Source organism: Atopobium minutum 10063974 (assembly GCF_000364325.1).
GTDB classification, from domain to species: domain Bacteria; phylum Actinomycetota; class Coriobacteriia; order Coriobacteriales; family Atopobiaceae; genus Atopobium; species Atopobium minutum.
In genome coordinates this window covers 1093292-1111312 of record NZ_KB822533.1, presented here as the reverse complement: position 1 = coordinate 1111312, position 18021 = coordinate 1093292, and the positions used below count along the sequence as shown (strand labels likewise).

Genomic DNA, 18021 nt, shown 5'->3' with positions numbered 1-18021 from the left:
TCCTTTTATCGTCATCTTAGTCAACGGATAACAATACATCGCTTGTCTGAACGGTCTCTTCGGCTTTAAGGCTTACTTGACCAGCTTCATCGGCATTGGTGAGAATAACTGCCACTGTCCGTGAGTAGCCTGCTTTTTCAATTTCTGCAGCTGAGAAGGTAATGAGCTTATCACCCAGGTTCACTTTTTGCCCCGCTGTTACATGTGTTTCAAAACCTTGCCCGTTCATGTTGACGGTATCGAGTCCGATATGAATCAAGACCTCCATGCCGTCCTCACTTGTCAAGCCAACGGCGTGCTTGGTAGCAGCCACCATGCTTACTGTTCCTGCAAAAGGAGCGCAAACCGTTTCCGAACTGGGCTCAATGCCACAGCCAGGACCCATAACACCTTGCGCAAAGACGGGGTCAGGAATCTGATCCAAAGGCAAAACTTTACCGGAGAGTGGTGCATACACCGTTTTCTTCTCGCCCTTGCGAGCAGGCTTTTCTGCCGTAGTATCTTCAGGCAAATTGTCATTTTTTGTGTCATAACCAAAGAAGTAGGTCACGATAAAGGATGCCAGCAGGGCAAAAATCATAGCAAAGACAAAATACAAAGAAACCTTCTCCAAGGAAGAGGGGGAAGCTGAAAATTCCAACAGGACCGCCGCCGACTTGCGCTGCATTTCCTAAACCGCAGATACCGCCAGCAAGCGCAGACATAACAAGAGCGATATAAAATGGTGTCTTGTACTTCAAGTTAACGCCATATACAGCGGGCTCTGAAATAGCAAAGATACAGGTCAAACCAGCTGAGAAAGCATTTTGTTTGATGTCTGGATCTTTACTGCGAAGAGCAACTCCAAGAGCTGAGCCACCCTGTGCCCATTTAGACGGTCCAATAATAGCTCCGATAGTGTTACGACCGTACTGAGCCAGATTGATTTGGCCAATAGGAACAATACCCCAGTGCAGACCAAATACCACCAAGACCTGCCATAAACCACCGAGCAAAATTCCTGTTAAGAGTGGGCTTGCATGCTGAAGGGCAAGGTAGCCATCTCCAACAGCAGATTCCAAAACGCTTACAAGTGGACCAAAAACAAGGAACATTATGGGCACCGTAATGACCAGCTCAATCATGGGGGTGAGGAAATTACGCGCCATTGGATGAATGTGTTTATTACAGAAGCGCTCCACCACGCTCAAGAACCAAACACTGATGATGATGGGGAAGACTCCGCCACCATAGCCACCAGCAGGAACGGTTAAGGGCAGACCTAAGAAGTTTGCTGCTGTACCATCTTTTACGGTTGCTACGATAGTTGGGCTCACCATGGTCAAAGCAAGAGCAACAGCTAGCATCTCATTACATTTAAAGCGATTGGCTGCACAAAAAGCAAGGTAAACCGGTAAAAATGAAAAGATAGCAACATAAATCTCGTTGATGACTATGTAAGCGCCGCTCGTTTCTTGCAAAACCCCAACTTGAAGCAAAATCATCAGTAGGGCACGAATCATGCCGCCACCAATCAAGGCTGGCATAATGGGTGTAAAAATGGATGTTACTAAGTCAATCACTATGTCCAAGAACTTGCCCTTGACTTTAAGGTCATCCTTTTCCACCACATCGATGGCCTGTCCTTGAATGCCGGTTAGTTCCACTACAGCGTCGTAGGCCTTTGTTACTTCATTACCTATGACAACCTGGAATTGACCGCCTTGCTCTACTACATTGATGACGCCTTTAATCCGACTCACTGCCTCTTTGTCCGCCAGACTTCTATCCTTGAGCTTAAAGCGAAGTCGGGTTACACAGTGAGTTAAGGATTGGATATTATCTTTACCTCCGATATCCTCAACAACTTGCTTTGCCAACTGCTGAAAATCCATACTGTCCTCCTTATACATATGCTTTCAGCTTAGAGACTGCCTAACAGGGGTATCCAATCTGTTATTGAAATCTATGGTTTCTTTTTGCTATGAATAGGTATTCCTTATTAATGTATTTTTAAATATCGTGATAAGCACAGGTACTTTTTGCTATCTATGATTCGGATGCCTGCAGTGAAAGAATATGGATATGCTGGACAAGTGGAACTTTCTTGCAAATGAGCGTAATAGGTCCTACCAGACATGCGGAAATAACAGTCCCGATTTCGATGCCGTAGAGCGTATGGAAAAAGATGAGGGAGAGCACGGAGGCAATTACAATCAGCGTGATATCAAAAGCGGCTTTTATTTGTCCGAACTCTTTATGGGACACCCGAGCGATTACCTTTACAATACCTTCACCAGAAACCGTGACAACATCTGGTGCGACTTCTACGCAGATCCCGAAGGCAAGAATGATGCATCCGACTAGCACACAGAGAATCCTTTGCAAAAATCCGGCTGGGTTAAGCCCAGACAGAGTCATCATTCCAATATCGATAAAAGCGCTAAACAGCACATTTGCTACAATCTGCAAAAGTTGTAGAAGCTGAAATTTTCGTCTAAGCAAGAGAATCTGCACCAAGATAAACAGCATGTTGATAAAGAAAGTCATTATCCCAAATGAAAATACGGGAAGTTTTAGTGAAAGCACATAGGGGATACTCGAAATCTGGGACGTTCCAAGATTTGCCTTGGTGATAAAGGCGATGCCAAATGCATTAATGATGAGCCCGATGGTAAACCAAAACCAGCGACTAAGGGTTCTGTTCATCGTAATCCTCCCTTCATAAGATCAGTCCTCTATATACTTCGATGCGACAAGCCTGATCCAGCCAAGAAACTGGTCTTTCTCTTCTGTCGAAAGACAGGACAGGACCGTTTCGTCTATATTGCTGTAGGAGCTATTGATTTGCTTTGCCAGACCCATGCCCTTATCGGTCAGGCTAATAAGAACAGAACGCTTGTCTGCGGGGTTAGCAAAACGTATGACAAGACCGTCTTTCTCCATTTTTTCTAGAAGGCTCGTCATTGTCGCCTTATCAATTATGCACATTTTTCCGATCTGTTTTGGAGAAAGTGCTTGTTTTGAATCTAAACATTCAAGAATCTTTGGCTGGCCAGGGGAAAGCCCCAGGGTTCTAGCCTCTTTTTGCAGAACTTGGTTATGACCGTTAAATAATTGCATCAACTGAAAGTGGAAATTATCCGTCACTGGTATCACCGCTATATAGTTTGAATTCAAACTATATAATAATACGATATGTCACTATGTCAAGAGAAATTTATAGCTGGTGTTTTCAAGAATATTCTAAGAGCCTAACTTTTGTTTTTCTGTTTTATAAGATCGTTGTATTCAGCTAATAGCTCGTCTCGTTCTCCTTTTGAAATATGCGAAGCTAGTCGATTGTTAATTGCGGCCAATCTAAAATCAATGAGAAACCCATCCTGCTTTTTGCTATCTTTCGGTCGGATACTTCTCTCATTGAATTCTTGTAGGCTGCCTTTAAAATCAGTAATCTTTTTATCTGAGATAAGCAACAAAGAATTCGCTACCGTATTGATAAAAGACACATCATGCGTTACAAAGAGCAATGGTCTGTCATAGCCTTGAAGTAAATCTTCTAGGGCTTCTATGGTACGAAGATCTAGAAAGTTAGTTGGCTCATCCATTATCAAGTAATTAAAATCACCCGTTAAAAGCTTCGCCAATTTTACCTTCGCTTTTTCACCGTCACTAAGCACGTGCACTTGCTTAAACACATCATCTGCTTTAAAACCTAAACGAGCTAAAATTATTCTCGTCATTGACTGGTCATAGATCGAGTAAGGCAAAACATTGTCTAGAATTGTCTTTATGCAGTCGAGTGTTTCTTCCAGCTGACTATAATAACCAATTCGTAAGTTTGGATGTGTCCAAACTTCCCCGTGAAGAATCATCTTAAGCAGTGTTGTTTTTCCGGTACCGTTATCTCCCAGTAAAGCGACTTTGCTCATATTGTCTATTGTAAAATTGGCATTCTTAAAAATGACCTTACCATCAAAGCTTTTGTTGAGATTTTCTGCCTTAATGATCACTTTCGCATGAATTTTTTCTCGCTCATCCATACTAAGCTTGATTGCAGTAGTTTGATAGGGCTTGTTCTTCACTTCAAGCTGATTCATTCTCTCCAAAGTAGTTTTTACCTGTTTGTCGAGCTTTTTCTTATTTTGCTGACCGCCCATTTTGTGCAGCCTAGCTTCTGAATTACCCATCCTTTTTGGTGTGGTTTTTACTTTTGCAGACTGCTGCTTTATCGCATTTGCAACGTGTAAAAGACGCTTCTTTTCTTTTGTATAATTCTGATATTCTCGCTCAGCAAACGTATTGCGCTTTTCTCGTTCTGATAAGTAAAATGAATAATCGCCATTATAAATCTCAATTTTCCCGTGTATCAGTTCAAAAATTATCGTACATGTTTGATTAATAAAATCTCGATCATGGGAAACGAGAATAAATCCCTTATTACGAGATTGTAGACGCTTAGCTAATGCATCTTTTTGCTTACTATCCAGATGGGATGTTGGCTCATCAATAAGCACAAAGGTTCTATTGTCGGCTAAAAGATCCTCCAGCTTTTGTCTCTGCCGCTCGCCTGGACTACTATTCTGCTGAGATCCATACTGATCTACGCAACTAAATGTATCATCCGAATCATTAAGCAAATAAGTAATTTTAGTATCCGCATGAACATGCCCTGTATAGTCAGTATCAAGGTTTGAAAGTATCCTCAAAAATGTGGTTTTTCCAGTACCGTTATCGCCAATTAAGCCAATCTTGTCATAGATATTAATAGCTAGATGGTCAATGGCAAATAAAGTTCTTGTACCTACGACTTTTGTTAAAGCATCAACATGTATCATAAATCCTCCTTATACATACCGAGAGGATTTAACCTCTCTCATTATCTAGAAAAGGATTTATTGATTGCCATCTTCTGATACCTTCATAAAACAATTACTAATGGTTATTGTAGCATGTGCCGTTATATCGCTTGATAAAAGTCACCTTTCCAGCGATTCCAAACCTAAATATCCTGATAAAAACAAATAGGTTCCTGGATTCCTTTTTCTACAGTACTACCTTTTTCCATTTCCTGATCTTGGTTCTGAATGTTCCAAAAGGTGCAACGGTATTCACGTGAATAAACTTATACACTTCCCACACGGCTGTTTTGGTCGCTTCATCCGCCCAGACCCTCATATGTGGTTTGAACAATTCTTCCTCACTTAAGTCATCAATCATTGCGTAAATGGAAGCAATATTCTCTTTTAATTTGGTCTTCAACTCTTCTAGTGACAGGTGGGCATAGGTATCAGTAAACCACTGGTATAGTTCACCCAGTTGATTCCACTTAAACTGATCAGACGGAGTACTTACCTTCCGCCCATTTTTCTCACCTTCTTCCCATTGAAGAAGCAAGGTCGTCCAGCCGACTTGATAGGCGAGATTTTCTGCTGGTGTCCGATCAACCTCATCAACACGCTTATCTTTTAACGCCTCAGAGATAGCATCAAATTCAGCAATGTATTTCTCAAAGGTCTTCTTTATCTCTGATTTCAGTTCTTCCTTATTGCTATAGATCCTCATATAATCACCTCTTAAATCTCTAGTCTGTTATTGATTTTGTACTTGCGTATGCGCCAATAAATCGCCCAAATGTCTTTTATCCTTGCGCATGAAACCCGTTAATAACAACAGCACAGCAAATCCGATGCTCATAAAAAACAGCACGATAGCCCATATGTCAAAGTCAGTATAGATTCCATGAATCGTACTCATATGTCCTAGTTGCCATGGTAAAAATTTTGATTACGTTTCTTATAACGCTTGATTGAAAAGATTTACGTTTATAGACGAGTTTTAGACTAGCTTTTCGTTTACCAATACTGCCATCTTTTGCATAATCCAAATAAGCAAAAATTAGAATAATCGGAATAACTGATGTCAATAAAGCAATGAGTTGCGACTGTGTCTCATTCATTTTCGGAATTCCCTTAAAAAACAGGTGATAAACTGCCATGGTTACTCCGAATAACAATGCTAAATACAAAAGGACAACTAGATAGTCAAAACGCAATTCTTTCATGCGATTTCTAAATGATATTGGATTATTTTTAATAAGCGTAATGTATCTCTCCTCGCACATATGATTACACCCTATTTTACCTTTCGAGCTATATTTTCTTACACCAGTAGGATGGGTGCAGGTGGGTGCATTTTCACCAATATCCATCTTGTGCACTCGACCCCAAGCTATTGACATATTTCCACAAACAGCAAAATTACAGCTAACATCCGTTATCATCCCGCCTAAAGCAGCCACAAGCTGCACCTTTTAACAATAGCCACCATAAAACCCAGCTACACAAAGCCTAATCTGCACCCAGCTAGTCCGCCCTTGACAGCAAACACACGCACTCTATATGAAAAGTTTGCGGGAACAAATCAACGGGCGTAATACGAACGGGAGCAAAGGTACCATCCGCAGCAAAACGCGCTACATCACGCGCTAGCGTTGCAGGATCACATGACACGTAGGCTATGGAACGAGCAGGTTGTTTGCAGAGAAGCTCTATGACTTCAGGAGCCAATCCTGCACGCGGTGGATCTACTACGATAATATCTGCTTCACCCTGCGGGAACTCACGTGCGGCATCACCGCCAACAGCATCAATGTTATCTAGCCTTGCTTGCTGCATGTTACGACGTAAATCCTTTACAGCAGGACCATAGCTTTCTACGGCGTATACAAAAGAACAGGCACGCGCTAGGGGGAGGGTAAAGGTGCCCGCTCCACTGTATAGATCCATAGCAACATCATCTGCTTGAGGGTCGAGTCCCTCCATTACCAGCTCAACTAAGCGCTCTGCACCTTTCGTGTTCACTTGGGAAAAAGAGGGTGCCGATAAAAGCATGGTTTCTTCACCGATTTTCTCAGTCCAAAAACCTTTACCGCTTAGGCGCTCCACACCGGCAATCTTACGTGCCTTTGTACGGCCCTTACTCATCACACGAACCACGCTCGTAAGCTTGGCTGCGTCGTTGAGCACGCGTGCAACCTGGGCACGGGGGAATGGTCCAGGCTCTGTCCATAAAGCGACTTCTACATCCTTGGTGCGTTTAGATGCTCGAATACCTACTCGCGTAAAAGATAGATCATGCGAGTTGGATAGGTAGGAGAGTGCGCCCGAAATTGCCTTAGGTAGCTTTGCAAGCTGTTTTGGCAACAACAAGGTCTGGTCAAGCTTGATCAGCTCATTGGTGTTAAGAGCGTGCACGCCAAGCTGTGCACGACCTCCCTTACGTTCAAATCCCAACTCAAGTTTGTTGCGGTACTCCCATTCATCGGAAGGGGAGTTGCATGCATCCACAAGCTCCTCTGTGTAGAGTGGATCAAAATGGCCAATACGGGTGAGGGCATCTACAACATTGGCGCGCTTTGCCACCAGCTGCTGATCATAGTTTATTTGAGCCCATGGACAGCCGCTTGCCAGTTCAGCGGCAGAGCACGCAGCTTCACGATGATAAGGTCCAGCTTCTAAGACCTTGACCACACGTGCTTTGTTATAGGTCTTGCCATAAGAAGTAATTTGTGCGCAAACCGTATCGCCAGGTACAGCGCCATATACAAAGATGGTTTTACCAGTGGTATCGTGTGCTATGGCATCTGTTCCATACATCATTCGTTCAATTGTGAGTGTGAGTGTTTCTGCCATGGTGAATCCATCTGTTAGGGAATATAAAACGTATCGCTGTTGGAGTATTTTATTGCAAAACGTTCGATAAAAGCATGAATCAGAGCTACCCAATAAACAAATCAACAATTTATTAGAGTAGTATCGTTAGAAAACGATACCGCAACGATACCGCACAAAAGAGATGCAAGGTAATCACTATGGACTACATGAGTCATCTTTACGGAAGAGATAAGAAAAAAGTAATAGAATCCTCAAAAGGCAAGGTTTATGAGTATGGTGATCTGAAAAATGGTACGTATGTCATTACGGAGTACCAAATTTTTAAAGGGGTCAGCGTATTTTATAACGATATCCATGTAGCAAAAATGACAAGCTCCCTTCCCGATGTCTTACACACGGTAAAAAGGTATGAGATCAACCATTGTAGGGAAGGCAGATTTGAATGCGTGCTAAGAGACGGAACTATAACCTATATGGAAGCCGGAGATTTTGCTATCAACGTAATAAGCAATAGCTCTCAAGAATCCTTCTTTCCTATAAGTCATTATCACGGTGTTACTTTTTGTATAACACCTTCAGAGTTTGATGAGGAAATACACTGTTTAGAAAGAGTGTTTGGAATAAACTACGAGTCTGTCCTACAAGAGATTTGTTACGAAGATAAACTATTTTTACAGCGGGCTACAGCTGAGATTGAGCATATTTTTTCTGAAATGTATACCGTTTCAGACGATATTATCGTCGAGTACCTACAAGTAAAATTTCAAGAACTGTTTTTGTATCTTATAACGGTGAAAAATACGCTGCTCCATAGTGACAATAACCGGCAGTATTTTGTGAAAAGCAATACTGACATTGTTAAAAAGATCCACGAGTACGTACTGCAAAACTTTGATAAGACCGTAACGTATAAAACTTTGTCTGAAGAGTTTCATATAAAGAGTACGACGATGAAAACCTGTTATAGGAGCATCTACGGTGAAACGATCAATGGAACCATAATCAAAAAGCGTTTGGAGGTGGCTGCGAGTTTATTAAAAGATTCCGCTCTTCCCATTACCCAAATTGCTCTTCAAGTTGGCTATACTGATCACTCTAAATTCTCTAACGCGTTCAAAAAGAAGTACAACCTTACGCCCTCTGCGTATAGAAAGATGTCTAAAACAGTACATTCAGTCTGATTTAGCAAGAAATTAAAGTTAGATAGCCTTAACAATAAACATTGCCTTTATCTTTACAGACACAATGAAGGGAATGTTTATGGAAAGCACAAAGAAATTATCCGTAAAGGATTTGGCAACCATAGGAATCTTTTCTGCAATCATGATTGTAGTGTTTATAGCGTTTTCCATGGTAACGGGGGCATCACTATTCTTTAACATGATTTTTAATGCGGTGTTTACGGCATTAATTTTAGGCCCCTTTTTCGTATACATGGCAATGAAAGTTGGGAAGCCTGGGGTTGCCCTTATTTACAATATCTTGCAAGCAGTTTTAGCAACGCTCTTTATGGGACCGTTTATGTTTCCCTGGTTTTTAGGCGGTGGCATTCTGGCAGAGTTGTCTATGATAGGCACTGATAGCTATAGGAATGTAAAAAGAATTACGATTGCTTGGATTATTACCTCGCTTACAAGAGCAGCTCATGGAATGAGTGAAATTTGGTTCTTTAAAGATGCATTTCTTAAAACGGGAGTATCTTCGGAGCAGGTTCAAATTCAAACACAGTATTATACGGATGAGAAGTGGGTGCTTATTTCTTTGGCATTGACTGCAGTAGCGGCCGTACTGGGATGCTATTTAGGAAATAAAATGACCGAGAAACACTTTAAAAAGATAGGCATACTCCAATAATGCATTTGGATTTACGTTCCAAAATAGCGGTATTTGTAAGTACAGTATTTTTGGCGGCAATGTTGTCCAAAGATACTGTACTTTTTCTACTGGCTGTTATTCTTCTGCTCTATGTATCCATAGTAGGATATGGCAAATCGAGCGTAAAAATCATGCTTGCACTCATATTTATCAGCGCTCTACGGCTGGCTTCAAAAGGAAATGGATTTGGGATTATTCTTCCGGATATGTTTCTTTTTATAGTTATGAGGACCCTGGTTATTGTTTTATCTGTTATACCAATAATGAAAACATCACCAGGCGAGCTCATGGCCGTAATGAAGAAAATGAGAGTCCACAGGAATATAGCTCTGCCACTGATTTTTATGATGAGATTTTTTCCTGTGGTAAAGAGCGAGTTTTCGGAGATTATTGATTCACTTACCTTACGAGGACTGCTCTCTTTTAGAAAACCGCTGGTAATGATGGAATATTTGTTTGTTCCTATGATGTTTTCTGCGTCCAAAATTGCCGAGGAACTAGCAGCTGCATCTGAAGTAAGGGGAATCTCTGCTAGCGGGAAGCACAGCTCAAGGCGAGAAATAAAATTCAGAAAGGTTGATGCTGTTGTAGTCACCTTAGCTGTTCTTTGTACAGTTGGTCTGTACTTTATGGAAGGGGCGATGATAGGGTGATTACACTTGATCAGCTTAGTTTTTCATACAATCAAAATCCTAAAACCATACTCAAAAATATCAATTTAGAAATTCAAAAAGGAGAGGTGGTCGCTCTTATTGGGGCCAGTGGATGCGGAAAGACAACACTAACAAGAATACTAAATGGGCTTGCATATAAATTTTATGCTGGGAATGTAAGCGGAAACATTGCACTAGGAGACATGAATCCCCGTGAGAGGGAACTCTATGAAATAGGAAGACGAGTCGGTTCAATTTTTCAAAACCCTAAAAGTCAGTTCTTTGCAGATAACGTAGCTGATGAAATTGCCTTTGGCTTAGAAAATTATGGAGTAGACCGAGAAAAAATTGCAAAAAGGATTACAGAGGCACTCTCTTCAATTAATGGTGAAGATTTGATTGATAAAGAGCTCCTTCACCTTTCAAGTGGTGAACGACAAAAAATTGCAATTGCCTCTATAAATGCTCTTGATCCACCAATTTATGTTTTTGATGAGCCATCGGCTAATCTTGATATGAAAAGCGTAGAGGCGTTAAGAGCATTGATGCTGTCATTAAAAGCGCAAAGAAAAACAATGGTGATTTCTGAGCATAGAATTTACTATTTACAGGGGCTTGTCGATACCTATTATTACCTTGAGAATGGTGAGATCAAAGCCTCTTTTTCAGAAAAAGAACTTCTTGCAAGTAGTAATGATTTCTTCAAAACAGCGGGACTGAGAGCATATGACCTAGATCGTGTTGTTGGACAAGCAATCTCAAGAGAAGAACTCAATTCAAAGGTACTGGAGTTAGATAAGCTCTGTTTTTCGTATAAGAATAAAAAGCTCATAAGCAACCTCAGCTATTCATTTAAGAGTGGCAATGTCTACGGAATCATAGGGGATAACGGTGTTGGAAAAAGCAGCTTATGTAAACTAGTAAGCGGCCTGCTTAAGGAACAAAAGGGCAGCATAGTCCTTAATGGGCAGCGCATAACGAGATCAAAAAGAAAGAAAAAGATTTATTACCTATCAAATAATACTGACAGCAACCTCTTTGAGGTTTCTCTTGAAGATGAACTGCGTCTAAGCAATCCAAAGGCCGATACAGATGAAATCCTACGTCAGTTTCATTTAGAGACAGTAAAAGCCTTACATCCGCAAATTCTGTCAGGTGGTCAGAAGCAGCGCTTGACCATTGCAGTAGCTGAGCTTTTGGAAAGGGATGTCTATCTGTTTGATGAGCCTACAAGTGGATTAGATGCAAACAATATGCGGCTTATTGCAGAGAGAATGAAGCGACTCCAGGAAAAACAGAAAATTGTTCTTATCATTTCTCATGACTATGAGTTCCTCATGACTGCCTGTAATAAGGTTTTGCATTTAGATGGGCATTCTTTTAAAGAGTTTTCCACCCTAAAAGATAAGGAAAAAATTTTAGATCTATTACAGGGATAGGGTAAAAACGACAATTACTTGTACATGTAAAAGCAAACATTTGTAGCAGAGTATAAATGAGTACTAGCTTCTGTTTATAAGCTGGTTTGTTCGCATGTAAGGCCCCCATTACAAGAAAATAGGGGGTAATAAACAAAAATCGCAATATCCGATTACTAGTATTTATTGCATAAATTACCCAATATCTTGAATATTCTGAAATTCTCGAAATACCTAAAACTTTTGTAAGAAATGTGTAAATTCAGGACGAAAAATTACAAAAAAGATAAATGAAATTTCAAGTGAAAAATAGAAAGTCCAGTTAATTCTCATAGTTTATGCTGGATATATGGTTAGTTTATGAGTTGTTTAGTATTTCAAGACCGTTAACAGACGCAAATATACCGTTCAGATTTTCTCGTTGCATTACTGAATAATGAATGTATATTGATAATCGTAAATCCACGGGCGTGGTACTTGGTTGTGCTACGGTGCCGTGTTGGTAGTGGTGCATGCATACGCATGTACAATCCAGATACGTCGCAGGGATGCGACATTGAAAGGAGGAGGGACAATGGCTAACGGACTCTACGTCCACAGCGAGATTGGCTCTCTGAAGAAGGTTTGCCTTCACCGCCCTGGCGAGGAGCTTCTCAATCTTCCCCCCGATGAGCTTGGTCGTCTTTTGTTCGACGACGTACCTTTTCTTGAGGTAGCTCAGGCTGAGCATGACAAGTTTGCTGAGCTTCTTCAGGAGGCAGGTGCTGAGGTTGTATACCTCGAGAAGTTGACTGCTGAGGCACTTGACGCTGCTGGTTCTCGTGAGGAATTCACTAATCAGTGGCTCGACGAGTCTGGCCTTCATGGTGCAACCGCTCGTGCAGCCGTTAAGGAGTTCATGGACTCCATTACTGATACCCAGACTTTTGTAGAGAAGTCTATTGCTGGTATCCGTAAGAATGAGCTTGAGCTTCCCACCAACTCCACCGCTCTTCTTGACGAGATTGTTGGTCATGACTCCGATGGCGAGTCTGACCTTTTGATTGACCCCATGCCTAACACCTACTTCACTCGCGATCCCTTCGCAATCGTAGGTAAGGGTGTTAACCTCAATCGTATGTACTCCGTAACTCGTAACCGCGAGACCCTCTTCGGTAAGTACATCTTCCGCGATCACCCTGAGTACAATGACGCTCCTTTGTGGTTCCGTCGTGACTCTGCAGCTCACACCGAGGGCGGCGACGTTCTTAACATCAACGCTCACACCCTGGCTGTTGGTATTTCTCAGCGCACCCAGGCTGCTGCTATTGACATCATGGCTCAGAACATGTTCTGGGAGAAGGGCGACGAGTGCGAGATCGACACCATCTACGCATTTGACATTCCTTCCTCTCGTGCATTCATGCACCTTGACACCGTCTTTACTCAGATTGATGTTGACAAGTTCACCATCCACCCAGCAATCATGGGTACGCTGCGCGTATTCAAGCTCACCAAGGGTGCTGCTGAGGGCGAGATCAAGATCGAAGAGATGAACGACACCCTCGAGCACATTCTTGCAATGGCTATGGGTCTTGACGCTGTTAAGCTCATTCCTTGCGGTGGCGGCGATCCTGTTGCAGCTGCTCGTGAGCAGTGGAACGATGGTTCCAACACCCTGTGCGTTGCTCCTGGTAAGATTTGCGTATATCAGCGCAACTCTGTTACCAATGACGTACTGTACAAGGAAGGTCTTGACCTTCTCGTTGCACCTTCCGCAGAGCTCTCCCGCGGCCGTGGTGGCCCACGCTGCATGAGCATGCCTTTTGTACGTGAGGATCTCTAGTCTTATAGAGTTCTAGGTCTCGGTCCGGGGGTGAGTTACACTCATCTCCGGACTAGTACTGTTTAATTAGGTACTATCCGGGAGTTCCCGGTTGTTGTTTTCTATTTGAAAGGATCAGATCTATGGGTGTAAGCCTTTCTGGTCGCAGCTTCCTTAAGCTGCTTGACTTCTCTACCGAGGAGATTAACTACTTGCTTGACCTTTCCGCTGAGTTCAAGCGCATGAAGATGACTGGTGTGCCTCACCGTTATCTTGAGGGCAAGAATGTTGCTCTTATTTTTGAGAAGACCTCCACTCGTACTCGTTGCGCATTTGAGGTTGGCGCTTATGACCTTGGTATGGGCGTAACTTATCTTGAGCCTACTGGTTCTCAGATGGGCCACAAGGAGTCCGTAGAGGACACCGCTCGCGTACTTGGCCGTATGTATGATGGTATTGAGTACCGTGGTTTTGATCAGGATGTCGTACAGGAGCTTTCCGATAAGGCTGGCGTACCTGTATGGAATGGTCTGACCGACGATTTCCACCCCACTCAGATGCTTGCTGATATCCTTACCGTTAAGGAGAACTTCAACAACGACATCAAGGGTAAGACCCTGGTATTCATGGGCGATGCTCGTAACAACGTTGCTAACTCCCTTATGGTTGTTTGCGCCAAGCTTGGCATGAACTTTGTTGCTTGCGGTCCTGAGGAGAACATGCCTGCAGAGGATCTTGTTGCTACTTGCCGCGAGATTGCTGCTGAGAATGGTTCTACCATTACCCTTACTTCTGATGTTGCTGAGGGTGTAAAGGGTGCTCACGTTATCTACACCGACATCTGGGTATCCATGGGCGAGCCCGATGAGCTTTACAAGCAGCGCATTCCTCTGATGGAGCCTTACCGTGTAACCTCTGAGGTTATGGCTATGGCTGCTCCTGATGCTATCTTCATGCACTGCCTGCCTTCCTTCCACGACACCAACACCAAAAAGGGTGCTGAGGTTGCTGAGAAGTTTGGTATCACTGAGATGGAAGTTACCGACGAGGTATTTGAGTCTCCTGCTTCCAAGGTTTTCCAAGAGGCAGAGAACCGCATGCACACCATTAAGGCTGTAATGTACGCAACCCTTAAGTAAGCATGTACTAATATAAGTGGTACTAAGACCTCCTTGGTCCAATCCAGGGAGGTCTTTTAGAGAGGTGCCATGCTTACTCGTATTTATTTCAGCGTTATGTATGTGTTGAGCTAAACTTTAGTTTCGGACAATGTTTTTCTTTCTATGTCAAGAACTGTTCCATGAACGGCTACTTAACTTATACAATAAAAGTGAGAAAAACTGCAGTATTTATGCATAAAACTATACTGAAATGAAACTACAACTATTTTTTAGAAAAGAATAAAAAAAGAGGGACACGAAAAGTGTACTGGTAATATGCTAGTAAGCTATTTTCAAGTCCATCTACAAGTTTTTTTAAAAATCAAGGTTGTTGTTAAAACTACGCTCACCGACTATTGAATAACGGTCAGAAATATTATGTGCATTTTTGCACTGAATCTGCAAAAATCAGTATGTAAGTGATAGGCAGCATTTTAGTTGTTCTATTTTTGTTCGTTGTTGCTTATGTTTCTCACGAAAGGAGAACGGTCATGGCAGACCAGGCACAGCCTAAGAAGAAGAGGGAGATGCTTACATCCTTCTCCATCATCTTCATTATCCTTGCAGCAGTATGTCTGATTACTATTGCAATAGCAGGCACCACTGCGGATGTTACCGGCGCTACGCTCGGTGACTTCACGATGGCTCCCGCTAGGGGTTTTGCAGACGCTATTGACGTTTGCTTGTTCGTAATGGTTCTTGGTGGATTCCTTGGAATCGTAAACAAGACCAACGCTCTTAATGATGGTATTGCAACACTCGTTCGTAAGATGGGCGGCAATGAGATCAAGCTTATCCCTATTCTTATGGCTCTGTTTGCTATTGGTGGCTCCACCTATGGTATGTGCGAAGAGACCGTAGGTTTCTATGCTCTGCTTTCCGCAACCATGATGGCTGCTGGTTTTGATACCCTTACGGGTGCAATGATGGTTCTTCTTGGTGCTGGTGTTGGTTGCCTTGGTTCTACCGTAAACCCCTTTGCAACTGGTGTAGCAGCAGCAGCTCTTACTTCTGCTGGCATTGAGGTTAACCAGTCCATCGTTATCTTCTTGGGCGTTGCCCTTTTGGTTGTTTCTTATCTCATCGCTGTATTCTTTACCATTCAGTATGCAAAGCGTGTTAAGGCTGATCCTTCTCGTACGCTTCTTTCTGCTACTGAGGTTGAAAATGCAGAGGCTACCTATGGTGGCGCTTCTGAGGAGACCGGCAAGGACGTTAAGCTTACCGGCAAGCAGAAGGCTGTTCTGGGCATTTTTGCTGCAGCATTTATCATCATGGTTATTTCCTTCGTACCTTGGGAAGACCTTAATGTAAATGTATTTGTTTCTGATGCTGCTTCTCACGAAGAAGTTACCGATATTACGGCTGACGATCTCATTGACACCTATAAGGATCAGAAGATTGGTGACCTTGCATTCGATGGTGATGTAAAGGGTACGCTTACCACTTCTGTTACCGACAATGCTGGTTGGTCCTCTTTCTTGACCGGTACCCCTCTTGGTCAATGGTACTTTGCAGAGTCCACCACTTGGTTCTTGCTCCTTGCTATTATTATTGGTGTTGTTGGTGGCCTTTCCGAGCATGAAATCGTTGATGAGTTCATGGCCGGTGCTGGCGACATGATGTCCGTAGTAATGATCATTGCTCTTTCCCGTGGTGTATCGGTAGTTATGAGCTCTACTGGTCTTTCTACCTACGTTTTGAACGCTGCGGCTACAGCTCTTGCAGGCACTTCGGGTGTTGTCTTCTCTGTTGGTAGCTACCTGCTGTACTTCCTGCTGTCCTTCCTCATTCCTTCCACCTCTGGTATGGCAACCGTGTCCATGCCTATCATGGGACCTCTGGCTCAGCAGCTTGGCTTCAACCCTGCAGTTATGATCATGATCTTCTCTGCAGCTTCCGGTGCTGTAAACCTGATTACTCCTACTAATGGTGCAATCATGGGTGGCTTGGCTCTGTCTCGTATTGAGTACGGTACATGGGTTAAGTTTGCTATTAAGGTTGTTGGAACCATTGCTTTGGCTTCCATCATCATCCTTACCATCGCAATGATGGTTCTCTAAGCTACGCGCTCGCATAGATAGAGTAATAAACCGCCTCACCTAAGTGGGGCGGTTTTTTTAAATCAAAAATCAGTGAAGAAAAAGGTGAATAAGAAGTTCTCATTCACCTTTACCGGCATGTAGAACTATTTTATTAACGTTAGTACGTCATACCCATAGCTTCACGTACCTCATCCAAGGTTTTCTCGGCAAGGGCGTTTGCTTTTTTATTGCCTTCATGCAGAATTTCTTTGATGTAGGGAAGATTTTGCTCATATGAACGACGGCGCTCGCGTATAGGAGCAAAGTAACTATTAACCACTTCGGTAACATAGCGTTTGAGCTGTCCGGACCCGCCCATACCAATTTCTTCTGCGATTTCTTGGGGCTTACGGCCAGTACAGATACTTGCGGTGGTAAGCAGTGCGCTTACGCCAGGGCGATTCTCGGGATCAAAGGTGATGGCACGCTCAGAGTCTGTTTTGGACTTCTTAATAAGCTTGGCGGTTTCTTCCTCGGTCATGCACAAAGAGATGGCGTTACCGTAAGATTTGGACATTTTTCGTCCATCAAGACCGGGAAGTAGTGGGGTAGAGGTGAGTAGACCGGATACCTCGGGAAACACTTTGCCATAGCGCTCATTAAAGCGACGAGCAATTTTGCTGGTAATTTCAATGTGAGGCAACTGATCGCGCCCTACGGGTACGAGATTACCCTTGCAGAACAAGATGTCACAGGCCTGATGTATGGGATAGGTAAGGAGTAAGCCGGTAAGTGCATGGCCAGAGGCTGCCTGCTCTGCCTTGACGGTTGGATTGCGCTTGAGTTCTGCTTCGGTCACTAACGATAGGAAGGGAAGCATAAGCTGATTTGCTGCGGGAACTGCAGAATGGGTAAAAATCATAGTCTTATTGGGATCAATGCCGCAGGCAAGATAATCCATAACCATGTTGTACACATTGTCCTGGATGTGCTCCGTGGTATCTCGATCCGTGATGACCTGATAATCCGCAATAATAATATTGGTGGCTACACCAAGGTTTTGCAGACGAACCCTCTGTGCAATGGTGCCAAAGTAGTGGCCAAGGTGTAAGCGTCCGGTAGGGCGATCACCCGTAAGCATGGTATAGGGTGCAACATTGCCAGATTCAATGTCATGATGGATATCATTGCTGCGCTTAAGCGCAACTTCGTAACTACCCTCGTTGGGCATAATAGTCCTTTCACCATTGGTGCAATTATGTAACAGGTAACCTACTTAGTGTAGTGCATTTAGCAGATAAAGGTTGCGGTCAGTGTGTGCGCTTGCACAGTAAGGTTATCGGCATCGGTGGATGTTGGTGGATAAATTATGTGGAGCCAACGTCCCATGGTTCGTGGTGCATGACATAAGAGTGTGGGAAAAAGGTTGCAA

The 18021-nt window shown here is 43.0% G+C and carries 16 protein-coding genes; 7 read left to right on the top strand and 9 right to left on the bottom strand.

The window, feature by feature from the left end:
- Window positions 1-16: 16 nt before the first annotated feature.
- The 8 genes from HMPREF1091_RS08405 to rlmD form a co-directional block, all read right to left on the bottom strand.
- A complete protein-coding gene (locus HMPREF1091_RS08405; RefSeq protein WP_196792755.1) occupies window positions 17-598 on the bottom strand; it encodes a PTS sugar transporter subunit IIA in 582 nt (193 codons plus the stop codon).
- Window positions 528-1874, bottom strand: a complete 1347-nt coding sequence (locus HMPREF1091_RS05150; RefSeq protein ID WP_002563776.1) for a PTS transporter subunit EIIC — start codon at window positions 1872-1874, stop codon at window positions 528-530. The genes HMPREF1091_RS08405 and HMPREF1091_RS05150 overlap by 71 nt, the downstream gene beginning before the upstream one ends.
- A 154-nt stretch (window positions 1875-2028) precedes the next feature.
- Complete coding sequence (locus tag HMPREF1091_RS05145; protein ID WP_002563775.1) at window positions 2029-2688, bottom strand: YczE/YyaS/YitT family protein; 660 nt, start codon at window positions 2686-2688, stop codon at window positions 2029-2031.
- A gap of 21 nt (window positions 2689-2709) precedes the next feature.
- Window positions 2710-3129 carry a MarR family winged helix-turn-helix transcriptional regulator gene (locus HMPREF1091_RS05140; protein ID WP_035424589.1) on the bottom strand — a complete coding sequence of 140 codons (420 nt, stop codon included), beginning with the start codon at window positions 3127-3129 and terminating at the stop codon, window positions 2710-2712.
- A gap of 104 nt (window positions 3130-3233) precedes the next feature.
- Complete coding sequence (abc-f, locus tag HMPREF1091_RS05135; RefSeq protein ID WP_002563773.1) at window positions 3234-4817, bottom strand: ribosomal protection-like ABC-F family protein; 1584 nt, start codon at window positions 4815-4817, stop codon at window positions 3234-3236.
- A 208-nt stretch (window positions 4818-5025) separates the two neighbouring features.
- The gene (locus tag HMPREF1091_RS05130) at window positions 5026-5544 is read right to left on the bottom strand and encodes a ClbS/DfsB family four-helix bundle protein (RefSeq protein WP_002563772.1); all 519 of its coding nucleotides are present in this window, start codon (window positions 5542-5544) and stop codon (window positions 5026-5028) included.
- A 163-nt stretch (window positions 5545-5707) separates the two neighbouring features.
- Window positions 5708-6280 (bottom strand): RDD family protein, encoded by a 573-nt coding sequence (locus HMPREF1091_RS05125; RefSeq protein ID WP_196792754.1) that lies wholly within the window; start codon window positions 6278-6280, stop codon window positions 5708-5710.
- Window positions 6281-6344: 64 nt separating this feature from the next.
- Entirely contained in the window at window positions 6345-7673 is a 1329-nt protein-coding gene (rlmD, locus tag HMPREF1091_RS05120; RefSeq protein ID WP_002563770.1) for a 23S rRNA (uracil(1939)-C(5))-methyltransferase RlmD, read from the bottom strand.
- A 179-nt stretch (window positions 7674-7852) separates the two neighbouring features.
- Between rlmD and HMPREF1091_RS05115 the strand changes: the two genes are divergently transcribed.
- The 7 genes from HMPREF1091_RS05115 to HMPREF1091_RS05085 all read left to right on the top strand — a co-directional run bounded on the left by HMPREF1091_RS05115 (window position 7853) and on the right by HMPREF1091_RS05085 (window position 16628).
- The gene (locus HMPREF1091_RS05115; RefSeq protein ID WP_002563769.1) at window positions 7853-8836 is read left to right on the top strand and encodes a helix-turn-helix domain-containing protein; all 984 of its coding nucleotides are present in this window, start codon (window positions 7853-7855) and stop codon (window positions 8834-8836) included.
- Between the two features lie 79 nt (window positions 8837-8915).
- Window positions 8916-9509 (top strand): MptD family putative ECF transporter S component, encoded by a 594-nt coding sequence (locus tag HMPREF1091_RS05110; RefSeq protein ID WP_002563768.1) that lies wholly within the window; start codon window positions 8916-8918, stop codon window positions 9507-9509.
- A gap of 50 nt (window positions 9510-9559) precedes the next feature.
- Window positions 9560-10183, top strand: coding sequence for an energy-coupling factor transporter transmembrane component T (locus HMPREF1091_RS05105; RefSeq protein WP_231289317.1), 624 nt, complete (start codon window positions 9560-9562; stop codon window positions 10181-10183).
- Window positions 10180-11622, top strand: a complete 1443-nt coding sequence (locus tag HMPREF1091_RS05100; protein WP_002563766.1) for an ABC transporter ATP-binding protein — start codon at window positions 10180-10182, stop codon at window positions 11620-11622. Before HMPREF1091_RS05105 ends, HMPREF1091_RS05100 begins: the two co-directional genes overlap by 4 nt.
- 553 nt (window positions 11623-12175) lie before the next feature.
- Window positions 12176-13426, top strand: a complete 1251-nt coding sequence (locus HMPREF1091_RS05095) for an arginine deiminase (RefSeq protein ID WP_002563765.1) — start codon at window positions 12176-12178, stop codon at window positions 13424-13426.
- Between the two features lie 122 nt (window positions 13427-13548).
- Entirely contained in the window at window positions 13549-14544 is a 996-nt protein-coding gene (gene argF / locus HMPREF1091_RS05090) for an ornithine carbamoyltransferase (protein WP_002563764.1), read from the top strand.
- A gap of 452 nt (window positions 14545-14996) precedes the next feature.
- Window positions 14997-16628, top strand: a complete 1632-nt coding sequence (locus HMPREF1091_RS05085; protein ID WP_074667908.1) for a YfcC family protein — start codon at window positions 14997-14999, stop codon at window positions 16626-16628.
- Window positions 16629-16767: 139 nt separating this feature from the next.
- On the opposite strand, the gene trpS is transcribed toward HMPREF1091_RS05085, so the two are convergent.
- Window positions 16768-17820, bottom strand: coding sequence for a tryptophan--tRNA ligase (gene trpS, locus HMPREF1091_RS05080; RefSeq protein ID WP_002563762.1), 1053 nt, complete (start codon window positions 17818-17820; stop codon window positions 16768-16770).
- Window positions 17821-18021: the final 201 nt, after the last annotated feature.

Bases quoted from the DNA above. Each gene is read 5' to 3' on its own strand.
- HMPREF1091_RS05150 (WP_002563776.1), bottom strand. From the start codon at position 1,874: ATGGATTTTCAGCAGTTGGCAAAGCAAGTTGTTGAGGATATCGGAGGT.
- HMPREF1091_RS05145 (WP_002563775.1), bottom strand. From the start codon at position 2,688: ATGAACAGAACCCTTAGTCGCTGGTTTTGGTTTACCATCGGGCTCATC.
- abc-f (WP_002563773.1), bottom strand. From the start codon at position 4,817: ATGATACATGTTGATGCTTTAACAAAAGTCGTAGGTACAAGAACTTTA.
- HMPREF1091_RS05130 (WP_002563772.1), bottom strand. From the start codon at position 5,544: ATGAGGATCTATAGCAATAAGGAAGAACTGAAATCAGAGATAAAGAAG.
- rlmD (WP_002563770.1), bottom strand. From the start codon at position 7,673: ATGGCAGAAACACTCACACTCACAATTGAACGAATGATGTATGGAACA.
- HMPREF1091_RS05115 (WP_002563769.1), top strand. From the start codon at position 7,853: ATGGACTACATGAGTCATCTTTACGGAAGAGATAAGAAAAAAGTAATA.
- HMPREF1091_RS05110 (WP_002563768.1), top strand. From the start codon at position 8,916: ATGGAAAGCACAAAGAAATTATCCGTAAAGGATTTGGCAACCATAGGA.
- HMPREF1091_RS05095 (WP_002563765.1), top strand. From the start codon at position 12,176: ATGGCTAACGGACTCTACGTCCACAGCGAGATTGGCTCTCTGAAGAAG.
- argF (WP_002563764.1), top strand. From the start codon at position 13,549: ATGGGTGTAAGCCTTTCTGGTCGCAGCTTCCTTAAGCTGCTTGACTTC.
- trpS (WP_002563762.1), bottom strand. From the start codon at position 17,820: ATGCCCAACGAGGGTAGTTACGAAGTTGCGCTTAAGCGCAGCAATGAT.